General features: G+C 41.3%; 22 protein-coding genes. 2 read left to right on the forward strand and 20 right to left on the reverse strand.

Annotation, left to right across the window (positions count from 1 at the left end; all coding sequences use genetic code 11):
- Positions 1 to 276 precede the first annotated feature (276 nt).
- The 7 genes from lepB to MHB63_06830 form a co-directional block, all read right to left on the reverse strand.
- Positions 277 to 819, reverse strand: coding sequence for a signal peptidase I (gene lepB, locus MHB63_06800; protein ID MEK3806290.1), 543 nt, complete (start codon positions 817 to 819; stop codon positions 277 to 279).
- Positions 820 to 872: 53 nt separating this feature from the next.
- Positions 873 to 1019 carry a hypothetical protein gene (locus MHB63_06805; GenBank protein ID MEK3806291.1) on the reverse strand — a complete coding sequence of 49 codons (147 nt, stop codon included), beginning with the start codon at positions 1017 to 1019 and terminating at the stop codon, positions 873 to 875.
- A 230-nt stretch (positions 1020 to 1249) separates the two neighbouring features.
- Entirely contained in the window at positions 1250 to 1675 is a 426-nt protein-coding gene (locus MHB63_06810) for a DUF1801 domain-containing protein (GenBank protein ID MEK3806292.1), read from the reverse strand.
- Between the two features lie 16 nt (positions 1676 to 1691).
- Positions 1692 to 2114 (reverse strand): GNAT family N-acetyltransferase, encoded by a 423-nt coding sequence (locus tag MHB63_06815; protein MEK3806293.1) that lies wholly within the window; start codon positions 2112 to 2114, stop codon positions 1692 to 1694.
- Positions 2115 to 2276: 162 nt separating this feature from the next.
- A complete protein-coding gene (locus tag MHB63_06820) occupies positions 2277 to 3338 on the reverse strand; it encodes a cyanophycinase (GenBank protein MEK3806294.1) in 1062 nt (353 codons plus the stop codon).
- Positions 3339 to 3574: 236 nt separating this feature from the next.
- Positions 3575 to 4663 (reverse strand): ABC transporter permease, encoded by a 1089-nt coding sequence (locus MHB63_06825; GenBank protein ID MEK3806295.1) that lies wholly within the window; start codon positions 4661 to 4663, stop codon positions 3575 to 3577.
- Positions 4660 to 5589: an ABC transporter ATP-binding protein gene (locus MHB63_06830; protein ID MEK3806296.1), complete on the reverse strand. Its 930-nt coding sequence runs from the start codon at positions 5587 to 5589 to the stop codon at positions 4660 to 4662. Before MHB63_06830 ends, MHB63_06825 begins: the two co-directional genes overlap by 4 nt.
- A 220-nt stretch (positions 5590 to 5809) precedes the next feature.
- On the opposite strand from MHB63_06830, the gene MHB63_06835 reads away from it, so the two are divergent.
- Positions 5810 to 6472 (forward strand): DUF624 domain-containing protein, encoded by a 663-nt coding sequence (locus MHB63_06835; protein ID MEK3806297.1) that lies wholly within the window; start codon positions 5810 to 5812, stop codon positions 6470 to 6472.
- 50 nt (positions 6473 to 6522) lie between these two features.
- On the opposite strand, the gene MHB63_06840 is transcribed toward MHB63_06835, so the two are convergent.
- The 10 genes from MHB63_06840 to MHB63_06885 all read right to left on the reverse strand — a co-directional run bounded on the left by MHB63_06840 (position 6523) and on the right by MHB63_06885 (position 11934).
- The gene (locus MHB63_06840; GenBank protein ID MEK3806298.1) at positions 6523 to 7035 is read right to left on the reverse strand and encodes a hypothetical protein; all 513 of its coding nucleotides are present in this window, start codon (positions 7033 to 7035) and stop codon (positions 6523 to 6525) included.
- A gap of 140 nt (positions 7036 to 7175) precedes the next feature.
- Positions 7176 to 7457 (reverse strand): DUF3986 family protein, encoded by a 282-nt coding sequence (locus MHB63_06845; GenBank protein MEK3806299.1) that lies wholly within the window; start codon positions 7455 to 7457, stop codon positions 7176 to 7178.
- A 20-nt stretch (positions 7458 to 7477) separates the two neighbouring features.
- A complete protein-coding gene (locus MHB63_06850; protein MEK3806300.1) occupies positions 7478 to 8074 on the reverse strand; it encodes a DUF2441 domain-containing protein in 597 nt (198 codons plus the stop codon).
- 30 nt (positions 8075 to 8104) lie between these two features.
- Positions 8105 to 8281 (reverse strand): amino acid transporter, encoded by a 177-nt coding sequence (locus MHB63_06855; protein ID MEK3806301.1) that lies wholly within the window; start codon positions 8279 to 8281, stop codon positions 8105 to 8107.
- Between the two features lie 29 nt (positions 8282 to 8310).
- A complete protein-coding gene (locus MHB63_06860; GenBank protein MEK3806302.1) occupies positions 8311 to 8721 on the reverse strand; it encodes a GNAT family N-acetyltransferase in 411 nt (136 codons plus the stop codon).
- A 233-nt stretch (positions 8722 to 8954) separates the two neighbouring features.
- The gene (locus MHB63_06865; protein MEK3806303.1) at positions 8955 to 9230 is read right to left on the reverse strand and encodes a DUF4176 domain-containing protein; all 276 of its coding nucleotides are present in this window, start codon (positions 9228 to 9230) and stop codon (positions 8955 to 8957) included.
- An 18-nt stretch (positions 9231 to 9248) separates the two neighbouring features.
- Positions 9249 to 9935, reverse strand: a complete 687-nt coding sequence (locus tag MHB63_06870; GenBank protein MEK3806304.1) for a hypothetical protein — start codon at positions 9933 to 9935, stop codon at positions 9249 to 9251.
- Entirely contained in the window at positions 9922 to 11271 is a 1350-nt protein-coding gene (locus MHB63_06875; protein MEK3806305.1) for an LXG domain-containing protein, read from the reverse strand. The genes MHB63_06870 and MHB63_06875 overlap by 14 nt, the downstream gene beginning before the upstream one ends.
- A gap of 19 nt (positions 11272 to 11290) precedes the next feature.
- A complete protein-coding gene (locus MHB63_06880) occupies positions 11291 to 11560 on the reverse strand; it encodes a DUF5344 family protein (GenBank protein ID MEK3806306.1) in 270 nt (89 codons plus the stop codon).
- Positions 11561 to 11574: 14 nt separating this feature from the next.
- Positions 11575 to 11934, reverse strand: coding sequence for a hypothetical protein (locus MHB63_06885; GenBank protein ID MEK3806307.1), 360 nt, complete (start codon positions 11932 to 11934; stop codon positions 11575 to 11577).
- A 267-nt stretch (positions 11935 to 12201) separates the two neighbouring features.
- Here MHB63_06885 and MHB63_06890 point away from each other — a divergent pair, with 267 nt between their 5' ends.
- The gene (locus tag MHB63_06890) at positions 12202 to 13098 is read left to right on the forward strand and encodes an endonuclease/exonuclease/phosphatase family protein (protein ID MEK3806308.1); all 897 of its coding nucleotides are present in this window, start codon (positions 12202 to 12204) and stop codon (positions 13096 to 13098) included.
- 160 nt (positions 13099 to 13258) lie between these two features.
- Here MHB63_06890 and pstB read toward each other — a convergent pair whose 3' ends face one another.
- The 3 genes from pstB to pstC form a co-directional block, all read right to left on the reverse strand.
- Positions 13259 to 14029: a phosphate ABC transporter ATP-binding protein PstB gene (pstB, locus tag MHB63_06895; GenBank protein ID MEK3806309.1), complete on the reverse strand. Its 771-nt coding sequence runs from the start codon at positions 14027 to 14029 to the stop codon at positions 13259 to 13261.
- 63 nt (positions 14030 to 14092) lie between these two features.
- Positions 14093 to 14917, reverse strand: coding sequence for a phosphate ABC transporter permease PstA (gene pstA, locus MHB63_06900; protein ID MEK3806310.1), 825 nt, complete (start codon positions 14915 to 14917; stop codon positions 14093 to 14095).
- Position 14918: 1 nt separating this feature from the next.
- Positions 14919 to 15833, reverse strand: a complete 915-nt coding sequence (gene pstC, locus MHB63_06905; GenBank protein MEK3806311.1) for a phosphate ABC transporter permease subunit PstC — start codon at positions 15831 to 15833, stop codon at positions 14919 to 14921.
- Positions 15834 to 15857 lie beyond the last annotated feature (24 nt).

Consider the following 15857-nt stretch of genomic DNA (forward strand, 5'->3'; position numbering starts at 1 on the left):
ATTATATAGGAAGATTTAACACATGAGACAAAATACCTTGATTGTTCCTGAAACCGTCACAAAAACAAAAGCGTAAGCGCCAAGGCCCGCTCCGATAGGCAGATAAGAATCTGTCGGAAAAGTCCGGGTTCCGCCTTTTTTGACAGATTTGTTCTGACAGAGGATCTAGGCGCTTCCGCTTGCCGAGGATAACTTTTTCAAATTATTCACAGCCTGATACTCTTTATAATTTCCATAACAATTAAAAAACCCCCACAACAATGGAGGTTTCTCATATTATTCAGGAATTCCGGCCTTATCAAACGGGAAAAAGCGAAGCTTCACTTCCCCAATCACTTCATCTTTTGCTATGGAGCCAATTTCACGGCTGTCCCTGCTCTGACGGCGGTTGTCCCCCATGACAAAATAGGAATTGTCAGGCACTGTGACCTGAAAATCTTCTGTTAGCTGTTCCCCATAGCCCAGCATATTTTTATTCGCTGCCAAGTAAGGTTCCTCAAACTGCTTTCCGTTGATGTACAGAACATCCTGTTTCATTTCAATCTGATCGCCCGGCAGGCCGATCACCCGTTTGATGTAATCCCGGCCTGGCTCAGGTGAATGAAAGACGATCATATCAAATCTCTCAATGCCGCTTGTTTTTGAGATAATCAGCCGGTTTTGATCCTCGAACGTCGGCTGCATTGATTTTCCTTCCACCACTACAGGAGCAAATAAAAACTCTCTGCAAATGACTGCAATGGCCAATGCAAAAAGGATGGATTTAATCCAGCTCCATATTTCTTTTCTTGCATTGCTGGTTTTTTCATGTTCTGTCATTGCGGTCCCTCCAATGATTCAGCCCGTATTAAACAAATGACCCTTTGCAGAAGTTATGGTTTTTTCCCTGAACTGAATATGATTGCAAAAGCGACGCCAAGAGCGATTCCTATCGAAATATTATCAATCGCGATTCCAAGTCCTGCTCCTGCAGCCATACCAAAAACCCAGCCTGCACCTGCCATCTTTTTTGTGCTCATGTCCTCATCTCCTTGCTTATTCTACGAAGGATAATGCTGGAAAGTTTCACTTTTGGCATGAGTACAGCAGAAAAGATCATTTCTTCATGTATGTTTGTCCGAATGCTGCTGCACTTCTTATTATATGTTTCTCAGCTAAAAAAAGAAATTGACAGCATGTGCTGAAACCTTTTTTATGAGAAAAACCTTTAATCATAAAGAAGCGGCGCCATAATGGCACCGCTTCTTCTTTAGGATTTTGGATATGTTTTATTCAAAAAGTCCACCGACTGGTTAATAAGCTGTCTCAGCACGTCTTCATCGACGTCAGCCAGCTTGTTTATATAAACACACGCCTTGCCCGTTGTATGTTTTCCAAAGTCCTTTAAGAGTTTTTCCCGTTCAGAATCACCTGTTGCAAAATAAAGGCTGATTTTCGCTTTGCGCGGTGAAAAGCCAACAAGCGGCGCGTCTCCTTCATGTCCTGTAGGATACTTATAATGGTACGAGCCGAACCCGATGATGCTCGGACCCCACATCTTAGCGTCAAATCCCGTTGTTTCTGTAAAAAGGTCCAGAAGCCGGTAGGCGTCCTCCCGCTTTTTTGGAGATTCGACTGCTTTAATAAACTCCACAACGCTGTGATCCGTTTCCTTCGTTTTCAGTTCATAGGCCATCTGATCCGCTCCTTATTCACAGGTTTTTTTTCAAGTAATGATGCTTGAAATCGCGTCCGACTCCGTCAAGTGTGCCGTACACCTCATACCCGTGCTTTTTATAAAAATCAACCGCCTGGAAGCTCAGTGTATCCACTTTGACAAAATCGCATTCTCTCTCTGCGGCAATCTTCTCCGCTTCGGCAAGAAGCTGTGAACCATACCCTGAGTGGCGCAGATCCTCATCAATCATCAGCGTATGAATCTCAAGCCAGTTCCAGCAAATTTCGCACAGGATACCGCCGCGAACTAAACCGCTTTCATCTTTAAGATACACATTTACTTCCTCATACCGTCCGTTTAGATCTTCAGGAAAATGCATCGCGTTGTACTCATAAAGTTTTTGATTCACAAAGTTCTTATTCGTTTGGCTGTTTTCTTTTGAAATGATAAATCCCATATGCTGTCTCCCCATTTACATAATGTTATACATACATTCGTTTCAATCGTATAATTTCCTTCATTTTACCACAAAAAAGAGGGTCAGTCCCCTGTCACTTTAACGTGTTGGTGGACTGACCCTCTTTTTATTGCACCTTTAAAGCCGAAAGGGAATTCCCCATTAGTTTCCGTATACTTTACCAGTTGAAGAGCTGATTGTTCCGCTGTTCACGTTAAGCGTATAGGAGAGCCCGCCGGACCCGGTCCAGGTTGATAAGTTGAATGTGTTTCCGTCTTTCAGTTTATAAATGGAGATATTATTGTATGTAAGCGAACTTCCGCTCACACATCGGGTTGGCGCCTGGTTGGATTTTGCCATGTAGACAGCTGCATTTACAGCTCCTGGCTGGGTTACAACTTTTGCTGTTCCGTCTTTTTCAACAAGCAGCGCCGATTGTTCATTAAGGCCGATGCCTTTGGCCGAGGTTCCTGTCTCTTCCCCGTCCTGAATATTACGGGCCATAAACGTAAGCAGTCTTCCCATCCTGTCTCGCTGCTCGAAATGTGTGTCAGTCTGAATGTTATTATTGTGAGGGGTCTGGATCAGATAATCCGTGAAAGAAATGAGAGAGCTGTAAGGGTTTCTCAGAGCAGTTAAAGAGTCCAGTGTGCTCGAACCTGCGGATATGGCATCATAGATGTGGTCTCCCTGAATCATTGCACCTGCGCTTGTGCCGCCAAACGGCACATTCTGAATCCGATTGTTCAGAGCTGTTAATGCAGGGGATCCCTCAAGAAACTCCACATAATCCGCCTGGTTCCCGCCGGCGAAGAAAATGGCCTCTGCTTTATTAATGCGATCGATCAGCGAAGAATCGGAACCTGCCTGGGTTAGATTCGTTACTACGACGGTGTTGACTGAGTTCAGCGGTTTGCCGATGGATTGTGCCAGATCGTAGAGATACTGATTATAGCCGTTGGAACCTGTCGCCCTAATAATGAGGAAGTCTCCTCCGTTTGCTTTTTGTATCATCCATTCCATCGCTTTATCTACATCAGTGCTTCCGCCCATATAAACTTGGCCAAACGATGCGGCAGTCACTTTATCGGTGGTGCTTCCTGTCGTATACAGTGTATACGAGGACGCTGCTTCAACATTATTCACTCCTGAAAACGACACAAGACCACCGACTAAAGCTGCACATACCATTACCTTTTTTCCTGCTGCTTTTAACCTCTTCATAAAAAGCCTCCTTTTTATTTGAAAATTCAAACAAATAGATGCAAGTTGTGTGCCAACTTACGGGATGCCCGTCCTTTCAAGGGTTGCAGTTCACCACACCCACTAATTGGGCGATTTAGGCTGTTAGAAAAACCTAAAATAAACCCAAATCGACCAATAAGGTTCCATTTTCTAACAAAAGGGGTCAGTCCCGCTGCACGTTAAAGCACAGCGGGACTGACCCCTTTTTTCACTTTTCATTCCCACTTAAACGTAAAACTTGCAACAATAAACGCCCCCACCGCCCAGCAAGCCAGGATCAGCATTTCTATCCCGAGTGTCGTGACAGCGGCCCCGACATTCATGACTTCTCTTAGTGCATGGCTCAGATGGGAAATCGGAAGCGCATAGACGACCGGCTGAAGGAAATCAGGCATGTTGCTGATCGGGAAAAAGACGCCTCCCAGAAACAGCATCGGGAAAGATAGAAATCCTGCAATCGGAGCTGCACTTTCCGGCGTCTTTGCAATGCCGGCAATGATAAAGCCTATAGCCATAAACGCAAGAGTGCCGAGCACCACAAACCCGATCAGCGTAAGCCATGATCCGCGCACATCCACCCCGAATATCAGCTGGGCTATAACAAGGACAAGCAAGGCCTGCAGTCCGTTCAGCATCAGCCGTGCCGTAATTTGTGCAGCAATAAACGTAGAAGCTTTAAGCGTGGTTCCCTGCATTCTTCTCAGGATTCCCCGCTCTCTCCAGGCTGCAATCTGTCCCGCTACCCCGTTCATATTGTTGCTCATAATCATCATGGCAACGATGCCCGGAACAAGAAAATCGATATACTGCAGGTTAAGGGTTTCAATCCCTTTTGCCTCTGTCACGACAGCGGGCTTGTAGCCGACTTTTTCTTTGCTGATCTGATCGACCGCCCCATTTACGAGCTGAAGGCCGATTTGAGAGACCGCTGCATTTGTTTCATCGTAGTAAACCGGAAGTGAGGCTGGATTTTCGTCTCCATTGTTCTCCCCGTACCCTTCAGGAATCACAATGGCAAGTTGAAGATCTCCTTTTTTCACTTTCCCGAGTGCACGGTCTTCCTTAGTTTCTTCTTGAACCTTCATTGCCTGGTTTTTCTTAAGTGCTGTCACCAAAATCTTGGATTCATCTGATTGATCCTGATCCACCACACCGACGGTCACAGACATAGTGTTTCCACCGCCAAGAAACGAGCCAAGCATCACCATGAGAAAAATCGGAAAGAGCAGAGTCCAGAACAACACCTGCCGGTTCCGCATGAAAATGCGAAGCTGGGTTAACGTCAGCTGCCAATAAGCTCTCATGCTTCCCTCAGCCTCCTTCCCGTCATGTGAATAAAGACATCTTCAAGAGTGGCCGTGCGTATTTGCAGATCAGCAAGCTTCAGCCCCTGTTCTGCCGATGTCTCAATCAGGCTCGTCAGCGTTGCCTGTAGATCATCTGTATAAAGAATAACCGCATCCTTCTGGCTTCCGACCTGCTTAACTCCTTCAATCCGGCTGAAGTCAACCTCAGCCCCCTCTTCTTCAAACCGGAATTCCACCGCATTTTCAGAGTGAAGATTTCGGACCAGCTGAGCCGGTGTATCAAGCGCAATCAGCTTCCCCTGATCCATAATCGCAATTCTGTCGCACAAAACGTGCGCCTCGTCCATATAGTGGGTTGTCAGAACGACTGTCACGCCTCTTTCCTTCAATTTAAAAATAATATCCCACAGCGTTCTTCGCGCTTGCGGATCAAGTCCCGTCGTCGGTTCATCCAGAAAAATGATCCACGGGTCGTGCACAAGGGCAAGAGCAATCGCGAGCCGCTGCTTCTGTCCGCCGGAAAGACTCTTAATTCTGCTCTTTGTTTTATCCGTCAGCAGCATATCCTCAATCAGCGGATGGATAGGGACATGCTTCTTGTAGAAACTGGCATACAGCTGCAGAATCTCCTCCACCGTCAAAAGCTCAAAAAGAGTCGTAGACTGAAGCTGGACGCCAATAACCTCTTTGACTTTTTTTAAATCCCTGACAACATCAAAACCCCCAATATTAGCCGACCCGCCGTCAGGCTTCCGCAGGCCGACAAGCATCTCAAGCGTCGTCGTTTTTCCCGCTCCATTCGGGCCGAGCACTCCAAACACTTCGCCCTTGAAAACCTCAAACGTAATGCCGTCCACTGCCGTAAAGTCCCCATACGTCTTGATTAATCCGTTCACGCTGATCATCTGATTCTGTTCAGACATTTTTCACACTCCAAAAGGAGGCAGGTTGGTGCTGCCTCAAATTTCTTCTATGGTTATGTATTCTGCACGACATGAATTTATCCCTCTCCAGTTATTCAAGTTAACAAAGCTGGCAGATTGTATGCCATCTATTATTTAAATAGAAAGAACTCACAAATAAAACTCGTATGCTATGATAACAATAAAACGAAAAACGTTTTCAAACATCAGGGGGAAAGCCATGAATACAGGAGGATTGGTGCAGCAGCTCTACACCGCAACCGAATGGATCACACGAATCTTTACAGCCAACATCGTCTGGCTGTTCTTCAGTCTGCCCATTGTCTACTTATCCTTTAATCTATTTGCCGTCAAAGATCCGGCCGGCTTACTAGTAAACGGGCTAACAATCGCTATTTTTACACCTTTCATCCTTTTCCCGGCGACAACCGCTCTTTTCGGCCTCTCGCGGAAATGGATAACAGCAGACAGCCAGGTTCCGCTGCTTCGCACTTTCTGGAAACTCTACAAAGAAAACTACGTCCGCAGCATGACCGGCGGACTGCTGATTGTCCCAATCTGGGTCATCCTTGTCATCGACTACATTTTCTTCGCACAATCCGGCTCGCCGCTGCATTATCTCTTTCTGGCAATCGGAGTATTCATGTTCGTGTTCACGATGCATTTCTTTTCAAACACCGTGCACTTTCACCTGACTTTGCTTCAATCATTAAAAAATTCAATGCTGCTTTCAATCGGAAAGCCCTTGCACACAATCGGAATTGCAGCAGGAGTCGGTTCCCTATTCTATGTCAGTACGAGCGTTTTTCCTCTTCTCATTTTGCTAGGCTTTGGGAGTTTGACGGCCTGGGTGGCGTTTTATTTGTTTTTCAGAGCTGTTTGAATAGGCCTTAGTGCACGTGAAAAAACTCGTCATTTTGTATGGCGAGTTTTTTATATTTGAAACAGCTTACCTATGTTAGTAAATTCTATTCTATCTTCTTCTGAACGGTTATCTGTATATTGGTACTCACCGGTTAAAAGTATATCCCCATTTTTCAGATAACCTAGCAACCTATCCGCTTCACATTTCATTTTCCAATAAAACTCTTTTCTATGATGAGTAAGATCATGTCCTGCTAAATCAGGATCATCAGCTGCCCCAACGCAGTATAAGCCAATAAATCTCAGGAATGAGTAACCCCTGCAGTAGTCTTCATAGAGTTGTTCAAGTACACCAATATGGATTTTCTCTTCATTACTTATGGCTTGAAGGCAGCTTGTCAGCCTGACATATTCAAAATACGCAAAAGGAATGTGCTCCTCCAGCAATTTCATTACATCACGGCTGGCATTTTTCTGATTATAATTCAAATCTATCAGGCTGAAATACAATTCTTCACCGTAGAATAACTCTATCTCCGGAGTCCTGTATACCCAGTTTTCGAACTCCTTAATGCTTATCATTTTTTTATAAATGTTGTAGAAGTTAGCTTCTATACTCTCTTTGGTAATCAGTTTTGTTCCTCCCTAACGCAATTAAAAATGTGTTTTTCTCATTTTGTCTGCTGGTTGTCATCTTTTTTCAAATAACACAATGCATTCTTCTAAATGATCTTCTGATTTACCAGCCACTTCTCAAACCTTTCTGCACCCGCAGCATATTCAAGATCTCCGACATGCATAGAAAAGATTCTCGTGCCGAATTCCTTTATCGTTTCGGAATTCTCACTCGAAGCGCTCTTCAATCCATACTGCTTAAAATCAAAATAAACATCCCAAATGTCTTCTGTTTCTCGTTTTAATGCTACAGACTCAAAATCACGCTCATTTTCATAGTAGCCAATATGCAAATGATATCTTTCATCGTATCTGACTTCCAATTTCAAACCTCTCCCTCCTTAATTGCTCAAACCAATACATAAAATTCTTCTATTATTTCTGCAACCTCAATTTTCCCATTGACTAAAAGCTCCGGTAGCTCATTTTCTTCACGGTTTTCCCAGTAATCCTCCGCCTGTTTCATCTTTAGCGAAAAAGGAATGCACCCATTATTCGGCAGCAGATTACCGTTGCCTTCAAAGCAGCTGCCCTCTACTTTGAGTTTCACAATCTGCAAAACGTTCCGGTTATAAGAATCAAAGATTCTTTTCCATTTCAGAATATCTTCATACGTTTTCGCTGCATATAAACATGAAAGCCGTGAAGGGTAATCAGGATATTTCTGTAACCTGACCATTTCAACGATTGTTTCTCTTACAGATCTCATTGTTTTGTCCATATATTTCATTACTGTTGCTGCATCATCTTTTTTCAATCTTAAACCATCATCATGTATTCCATTCTGTAAAATAAGGTCAACTGTTTCACCTTTGGCATTTGTACTATTTGTTTCGAAAAAGAAACGAAACAGTGAATTATGCTCCTGATTGTCAAAGACAATAATCTGACCTGTACTCATTTTTTTCTTTGTGACTAGATGGTAAACGTAAAAGGGTTTGTCCATGAGGTTCCTCCTGTTGACTGCTATATAAAGTTATGTGATTAGAACCCCAATCACAATAAAAAGAAGGGAAACAGCAAAAAAGACAAGAAAAAAGTACCCGAAGTATCGGATTAGTTTAGGGAGTTTTTTCATATCAGTCTGCGCAGGCAGTCCCTCAATTGTTTTCATATGATCCGTGACATCATTGAATGGTTTTTGATCGGACATTTTGAAAACTCCACCTTAAGGTTTGAATTTTAATTAAACTTCGCAAACGCCACCAAATCTCCCTTATCACAGGATGAAAATCCGTTCTTTTCATAAAATGATCTGATTTCTTCTGACTCATCAGTGAGTAATACTGTTTGCCTGACGTCATTGTATTGTTCCAAGACCAGCTTCAAAAGCTTTGAGCCGACACCTCTGTTCCGGCAGGATCCAAGTACCAGTAAATCCTGAATATAAATAATGGTCTGCGCATCTTCAACCACTCTGACTAATCCAATTAACTTCCCATGCTCCCACGCAGTTATGACCATGAGAGAAGATTTGATTGCGTTCATCAGCCTTGGCATATCTTCTGTATAGGAAGTCCAATTTGCATTACTGTACAAAAGCCCGACTTGTTTCTCATCAAGTATGTTCGTTTCTTTATAGGTAATATCCATCTATTTGCCTCCTCTTGTTTAAATTATGAAGGAGACTTTTTATCGCTGCTTAGACACTTTTTCACCTTCTCTAATACAAATCATATTCATTTATAATTCCACGATAAACTGTTATAACCTCTTAAGCTGAAAAAAGTTCTTCTCTGAAGGAAGGGTTTGGCAAAATCAGAAGGTGAATGAAGGGATTTATGTACATGGAAAAGGACTGGTCGCTGTTGACCAGTCCTTTCAACTCATTCAGCGCTAGCTTTTTCCAGCACTTTTTGGAATTCTTTTTCTTCTTCATCAGACATGCCTTCAAAAATGACTTTTTCAATATTTTCATGATTGAAAACATATGTATACTCGGGAGATATATAGCCCTCGGGATATGGAACGGCTAGGTAATCATACATTTTCCCATTCCGCTCATCATCTGTAACCAGGATTTGTTTTCTTCCGTGAATCATTAACTTTATATTTCCACCGATTAAAGTTACAACAGTTCCAATAGGTAAGAAAATAGCCATTTGCACAATCCCTTTCAACTAATTATTCTTTAATAGGTGAACATTATTTTTAATAAATAAATACTTATGTAACGATTTTGTGAAAATTATTATGAACAACAGCGTCAAAATAGCATAAACAATCATCATTATCATCAAAACAATTTCTTTATTAAGATCCATAATAAATTGTGAGATGATATAAGCTCCAGGTATTGAAATTGAGAATAAGTAAGATTGCCATGGAGGGATAAGTTTCTTTTCTTCTCGTTTAAAGATTCCGTATTTGACTAATTGCTTGTAGAAAAACCACACTATTGTAAAAATAAAAAGCAAAATCATGAATAAGTAATAGCCAGTAGCGTCAATCCCCGCTAACCACGCATACATTAAGGACAACAAGAAAAAGCAAATGGCCCCAGCAATACCACTAAAACAATAGAATAATAAAGTTTCATGACGTGTTTTTTCTGACTTTCTAATCAATAACGCAATAGACCAAAGGTTAATTATAATAACTAAAGGAATCGTTATGTAAAGAAAGATTTTGACCTCTGAAAACAGCATTGGTATAAGGAATATTAAATCTATTAGTAAAAAAGTTATGGTACTTGTCATAAATTTCACCTGATTTACAGGAAAAAAATCTAGTTGCATTTGCGTATCAATAGGTAACTGATTTCTTCTATATTTAGTATCAATTTTTAATAGACTAATCATTTTCATTTTTTTTCTCAAACCACCCTATAGCTGTGTCTATTCCTTTTTCTACTTCTACCTTCAGCTTATCAGATATCGATTCTTCATCCTTACCGAATCTCAATCCATCCAACGCATAACTTATTCCTACTGTTCCACCAGTGCCAATACCTGCTGCTAAAAGAATTGACGCACCGAAGCTTACTGAAAGTGCTGAAACAGCCGCACCGCCAGCAAGTGTTACAACTCCAACACCAGTATCAACTACTGCATCTCCTACTATTTTGGTAACAGGTTCATGATTTTGAATATTAATATAGATATTTTCTGCTGTGGTTACAACTATTCCAGCAACTCCTATTTTGTTTTTAATAGACTCTTTTATTGCTACCGCTGGCTTAATATGCTCTGCTATGTTAGTTAAATTTCCTAATTTAATTTGACTATCAATATATTTCTTGTCAAATATTTTCAAGGAATTTGTTTTTAATCCAATTTTCTCTCCACCATGAATAAGATATTTATCTCCAACCAATTTAATACTAAAATCATTTCTTACAACTGCATAAGCTGTTTGGAACATTGCAACTCCATCAGTTACTGATCCGAATAAACTTCCAGCTGACGAAATAGGAACAGTCACATCAAGTAATATTCCTGTATTTCCAACAGGAAGCGCAGTCCAATCCTTCTCACTAATCATATCCTGCAATTTATTATAACTCTTCATTTCCTGCAGTTGCTGAATATTGAAATCACTAACAGACATCTTATTACTGCTGAACATCCCTTTCATTTCTTGGGCATATTTTTTTAAAGCAGCAATATTCTGTTCAATACCTTCCAGTTCTTTTAACTGTTCCTGATCCATCTCGTTAAGCTCTTCTGTTATCTTTTTAACTCGCTTTTTGGTTGATTGGATTCCATCTATCACTTTATCATCGTTTAAAGGATTTATCGAGGTAATGTCTTGAATGTGTGATAAGACTTTATTAACTTCATCCGTTAGTCCTATTGTAGTATCCTGTATTTTATTCAAACCCTCTATTAAATCCTGTTCCAAGAATGATTCCCTGATGAACCCTTTTTTCTCTGGTTCTACCGAACGTATGGCATCTGACATTGACTTCAATGCTCGCCTATATTCTACTAGAGTCTGTTCATAAAATAGTAAAAACGGAATATGACATTCCTGATAGAAAGCACGAATAGCATCCGGGCCATTCCCCTTAAAAGAATCGCCTAAAGATAAAAAGGAATGAAGAGATTCTGCCAGCTTTTTTATTTCATCATTATGCTTATCAATACTTTTAATGGTGGCACTAATTCCATCCTGGAAGGAATTCACGTCCAAAACTTTCATCAGTCAAACTCTCCCATCCTTATTTTAGCGAAGCTGCAGTATTTTTATCTGCTTCATTCATACTTTCAACCGACTGTTTAGTTAATTGAATATTCACTTTCAACAATGTTTTATATTCTTCAGTTAAAAGAACTAATTGTTTGTTAAGCTCATCCAGCTTCTTCGCAGAGGCTAAAATATTTTCTCCATCCAAAACCTCAAGATTCATATCTAACAAACTCGCTGATGCTTTCATATCTTCTAAAGATTGCTCTACCTCTGAATAATTAATTTTAATTTCTTTTTCCATTATTTCATCCCCGATTAATCATTTTTAGCTTTTTCTTCTGCTTCGAGTGCAGCTATTTGATTCTTCAGTTCTTCTATCTCCTCTTCGATTTTATTTATATAATATTCCACCATACTTATCCCTTGTACTAATTGTTCGTCCTTCAGCTCCCTGTATGCTTGGAAGACTTCATATTCTCTGTGTCTCTCAAATCCGTTAGCATTCATTCCATGGAATGTGTTCGCAGAAAGAGACGGCTCCATACAAAGGCTTTCATTAGAACTAAAATCTTCATATAGGGATAACAGTTTAGCTCCAGCAGTCTTGAGGTCCGAGAGTTCTTGTTCTTTTTTATGAATTTTTTCATACAAACCCGAAAGCGATTGCCCAAACACTTTACATACCCCACTTATCAATACAAATTTCTATAATCTATTAAAACACACCACATATCTCAATACCCAGTTTTTTCTTGTTTTAATAACAAATTAAGACTTTTTTCACAGACATATATATTTTTTTCTAAATGCAGTAATGGCAGAGAATTATGTAACTGTCACAATCACTCAATATCCGTCTTTTTATGAGCTTATCCCATACATACTCCTCTACAAACACGACAACCTAAAGGTAAGGTTATTTAAGACGGAGGTCTACGTTTAGTGAAAAAAACAGCAATCCTGCTAATCCTTTCTCTCGCTTTCATGCTATTGCCAAGCACAATCATCAAGCCCATTTCAGCAGCGCTATCCGAAACAGCGATGCGGCTAATGACCTACAACGTCCGGTATCTGAACAGCTCCGATCCTTCTCCTCATACATGGGCAGAGAGGCTTCCTGCCATTGTGAAGCTAATTCAAAAGGAAAAGCCGGATATAATTGGTACGCAGGAAGCTGTGTATCAGCAAATCCAGGTCCTTGATGCATCTCTGCCGGAGTACAACTGGGTTGGGATTGGAAGGGAAGGCGGAAGCAGCGGGGAATATACAGCCATCTTCTACAGAACTGACCGGTATGAACTGCTTGAGTACAATTACTTCTGGCTATCGGACACTCCGGAGACGGTTGGATCAAAGAATTGGGGCAATGTCATTTCGCGGATGGTGACGTGGGCAAAATTCTCAGACCGGAAAACAAATCAGTCCTTCTACGTAGTAAATACTCATTTCGACCATGTCTCGGCAGAAGCTAGGGAAAAAAGCGCCGCATTGATTCTGGAGAAGATCAGGAATTTTGATCCCGCTCTTCCTGTTCTGATGACCGGAGATTTCAATGTGGCTCCTGGCAGTCCACCTTATCAGGTTCTGACACAGGAGGGTGCATTAAAGGATTTATGGAAGACGGCAGCTATGCGCATTAATGAAAACCTCGGGACCTTTAACCGTTTTAAAGATCCGACAGGCGAGGGTCCAAAGCGCCGCATTGACTGGATTTTGACTAAGGGGAATGTTCTTGCTGACTCTGTAAAAATAGTGAATGATCATGAGAATGGACAATTTCCGAGTGATCATTTTCCGGTTGTGGCGGATATAAAGATAGTGTTTAGAGTAAATGATTAACGGATTGATGAAATGAGCGCTGCATCCCTGCGGAAGATGCCGCCCATTTTCTATAAAAAACCTGCGCACACATACTGGCTTAATCCATAATAAAGAACGCCACATTGTGACGTTCTTTTTTCTTAGATAATAACCGCATACTGTTTGTGCTCTGCGAAAGTTAACCGAATCTGCCGGTAATATAATCCTCTGTTCTTTTATCCTTTGGTACAGAAAAGATTTTATCTGTTTCATCACTCTCAACAATTTCCCCATTAAGGAAAAATGCGGTCTTGTCAGACACGCGTGCAGCCTGCTGCATGTTATGAGTGACAATTACGATAGTGTAGTCTTTTTTCATGTTTGCAATCAATTCTTCTACTTTTAAAGTTGAGATTGGGTCTAAAGCAGAAGTTGGCTCGTCCATTAAAATAATGTCCGGCTTCATGGCAATTGCACGTGCTATACAAATACGCTGCTGCTGACCGCCTGACAGTCCGAGTGCAGAGGTTTTCAGGCGGTCCTTGACTTCGTCCCAAATGGCTGCACCGCGCAAGCTTTCTTCAACAATGCCGTTCAATGTTTTTTTATTTTTAATTCCCTGCATCCTCGGGCCGTATGCCACATTATCGTAAATACTCATAGGAAACAGGTTTGCTTTTTGAAACACCATACCTACTTTTGTTCTGAGTTTGATTACATCATTCGATTGATAGATATTTTCTCCATCAATGAAAATGTCTCCGCTCAGCTTAACACCGTCAATCAAATCATTCATTCGGTTTAATGTACGTAAAAACGTCGACTTTCCGCATCCTGAAGGACCAATTAAGGCGGTAACCTCTTTTTCCTGAATATCCATTGAAACGGTATAAAGGGCCTGTTTTTCTCCGTAGAACAAATTTAAATCTCTTACACTGATTTTCGTATTCTTCCCGGCAGCCTGTTTCATCTCTGAGCCAGTGTTTTCATTATTGGGTTTAGTTATTGTGTTTTTCATTATCAAACACCTCTTTTAATAGTCAGCTTTGTTTAACTTTTTTGATATAGCCGTCGCCGAAAGGTTTAAAACCAGTATGATGACGATCAGGACAATCCCTACTGCAGCAGCAAGTTCGATGTCTCCGGCTTCCTGCGTAACTAGATAGGAATGAACAGTTAATGTTCTGGCCGAAGAGAAGACACTCTCTGGTATGGCTGCAACCGTACCAGCCGTTAAAAAGATGGCAGCTGATTCTCCGACAATCCTCCCAATGGAAAGAATAATCCCGGCCAATATTCCAGGTATCGCACTTGGTAAAATCACTTTATATAATGTCTGCAGCTTCGTCGTTCCCAGTGCAAGAGACCCTTCACGATAGGAACGAGGCACTGTTTTTAACGATTCTTCTGTTGTTCGGATAATGACAGGCAAGATGATAATGGTCAATGTAAGAGAGGCAGCGATAATTGACATACCTAACTTCAACGTAGTGACAAAGAATACCGCTCCAAACAATCCATAAATAATGGAGGGGATTCCGGTTAAACTTTCCGTCGCAAATCGAATCAGCCTGACAAGCCGTCCTTGCTTGGCATATTCCTGCAAGTACACAGCCGCCAGTATACCGATCGGGGTTGCAATGACTAATGAGATGACAATCGTATAAATGGTTGTCACAATCATCGGCCAAATGCCGCCGTCTCCTGATGGAGAATAATCGCTGAAGATAAAATCAAATGTAATCAGCCGGTATCCCTTATAAAAAATATATCCAACGATCGTGACGAGAACGGCAACTGTTAAAAAAGCTGAAAACCAAAGAAGTCCGCGCAGTATAGTATCTTTAATCTTTCTCAACTTAATTACCGCCTTTCGAACTGATTTTTGCCAGGACAAAATTCAGTAATAAGATAAAGGAGAATAACACAATCCCTGTCGCAAACAGCATTTCCTGATGTGTCCCTGCTGCATAGCCCATTTCCAGCGCAATGTTTGTCGTTAATGGACGTACACTGTCTGTTAGACTGGTTGGAATAATAAGACTATTACCTGCTACTAAGATAACAGCCATCGTCTCGCCGATTGCCCGGCCCATGCCCAGCACAATTGCGGTCATGATGCCCGATTTAGCTGCAGGTACAATCACTTTAAAGATCGTGCCAATTTGAGATGCACCTAATGCCAGCGAACCTTCGCGATATGTTTTCGGAACAGCTCTCAGGGCAGTCTCTGATACTGTAACAACTGTAGGCAGCATCATAATTGCCAGCACAAGAATAACAGCCAGTAAGTTTTGTCCCTTTGGGAGATCCAAATTCGTCTGTAAAAAAGGAACAATAACAGCCAGTCCGAAAACGCCATATAATACAGATGGAATACCTGCAAGCAGCTGAACAGCAGGCGAAATAAATTTCGCTAAACTCTTTGGCGCAATTTCAGCTAAAAAAATCGCCGTAAACAGCGCTACAGGAACTCCTATAATTAAAGCACCTGCGGTAGCAAATACCGATGCCACAATCATTGGGAAAATCCCGAATTTGTCTTCACTTGGAACCCAATCCACTCCGAAAAGGAAATTAAAAAAGCTGTACCCCTCTGCTATAAATGGATGGAATCCTTTGTAAAAGACAAATCCAATGATTAAAACTAAACTGATTACAGAGAGAAGGGCACAAAACAGAAAGATTCTCCCTGATAATTTTTCAAGCATATATTTTCTTTTATTTGATTTTTGAATTTCATTGGTTTGTTTCTCTATAGACGGGCTTGACATTCATCATTCCTCCATGATTGCTTT

This window comes from Bacillus sp. FSL H8-0547, from assembly GCA_038002745.1.
GTDB lineage: Bacteria > Bacillota > Bacilli > Bacillales > Bacillaceae > Bacillus_P.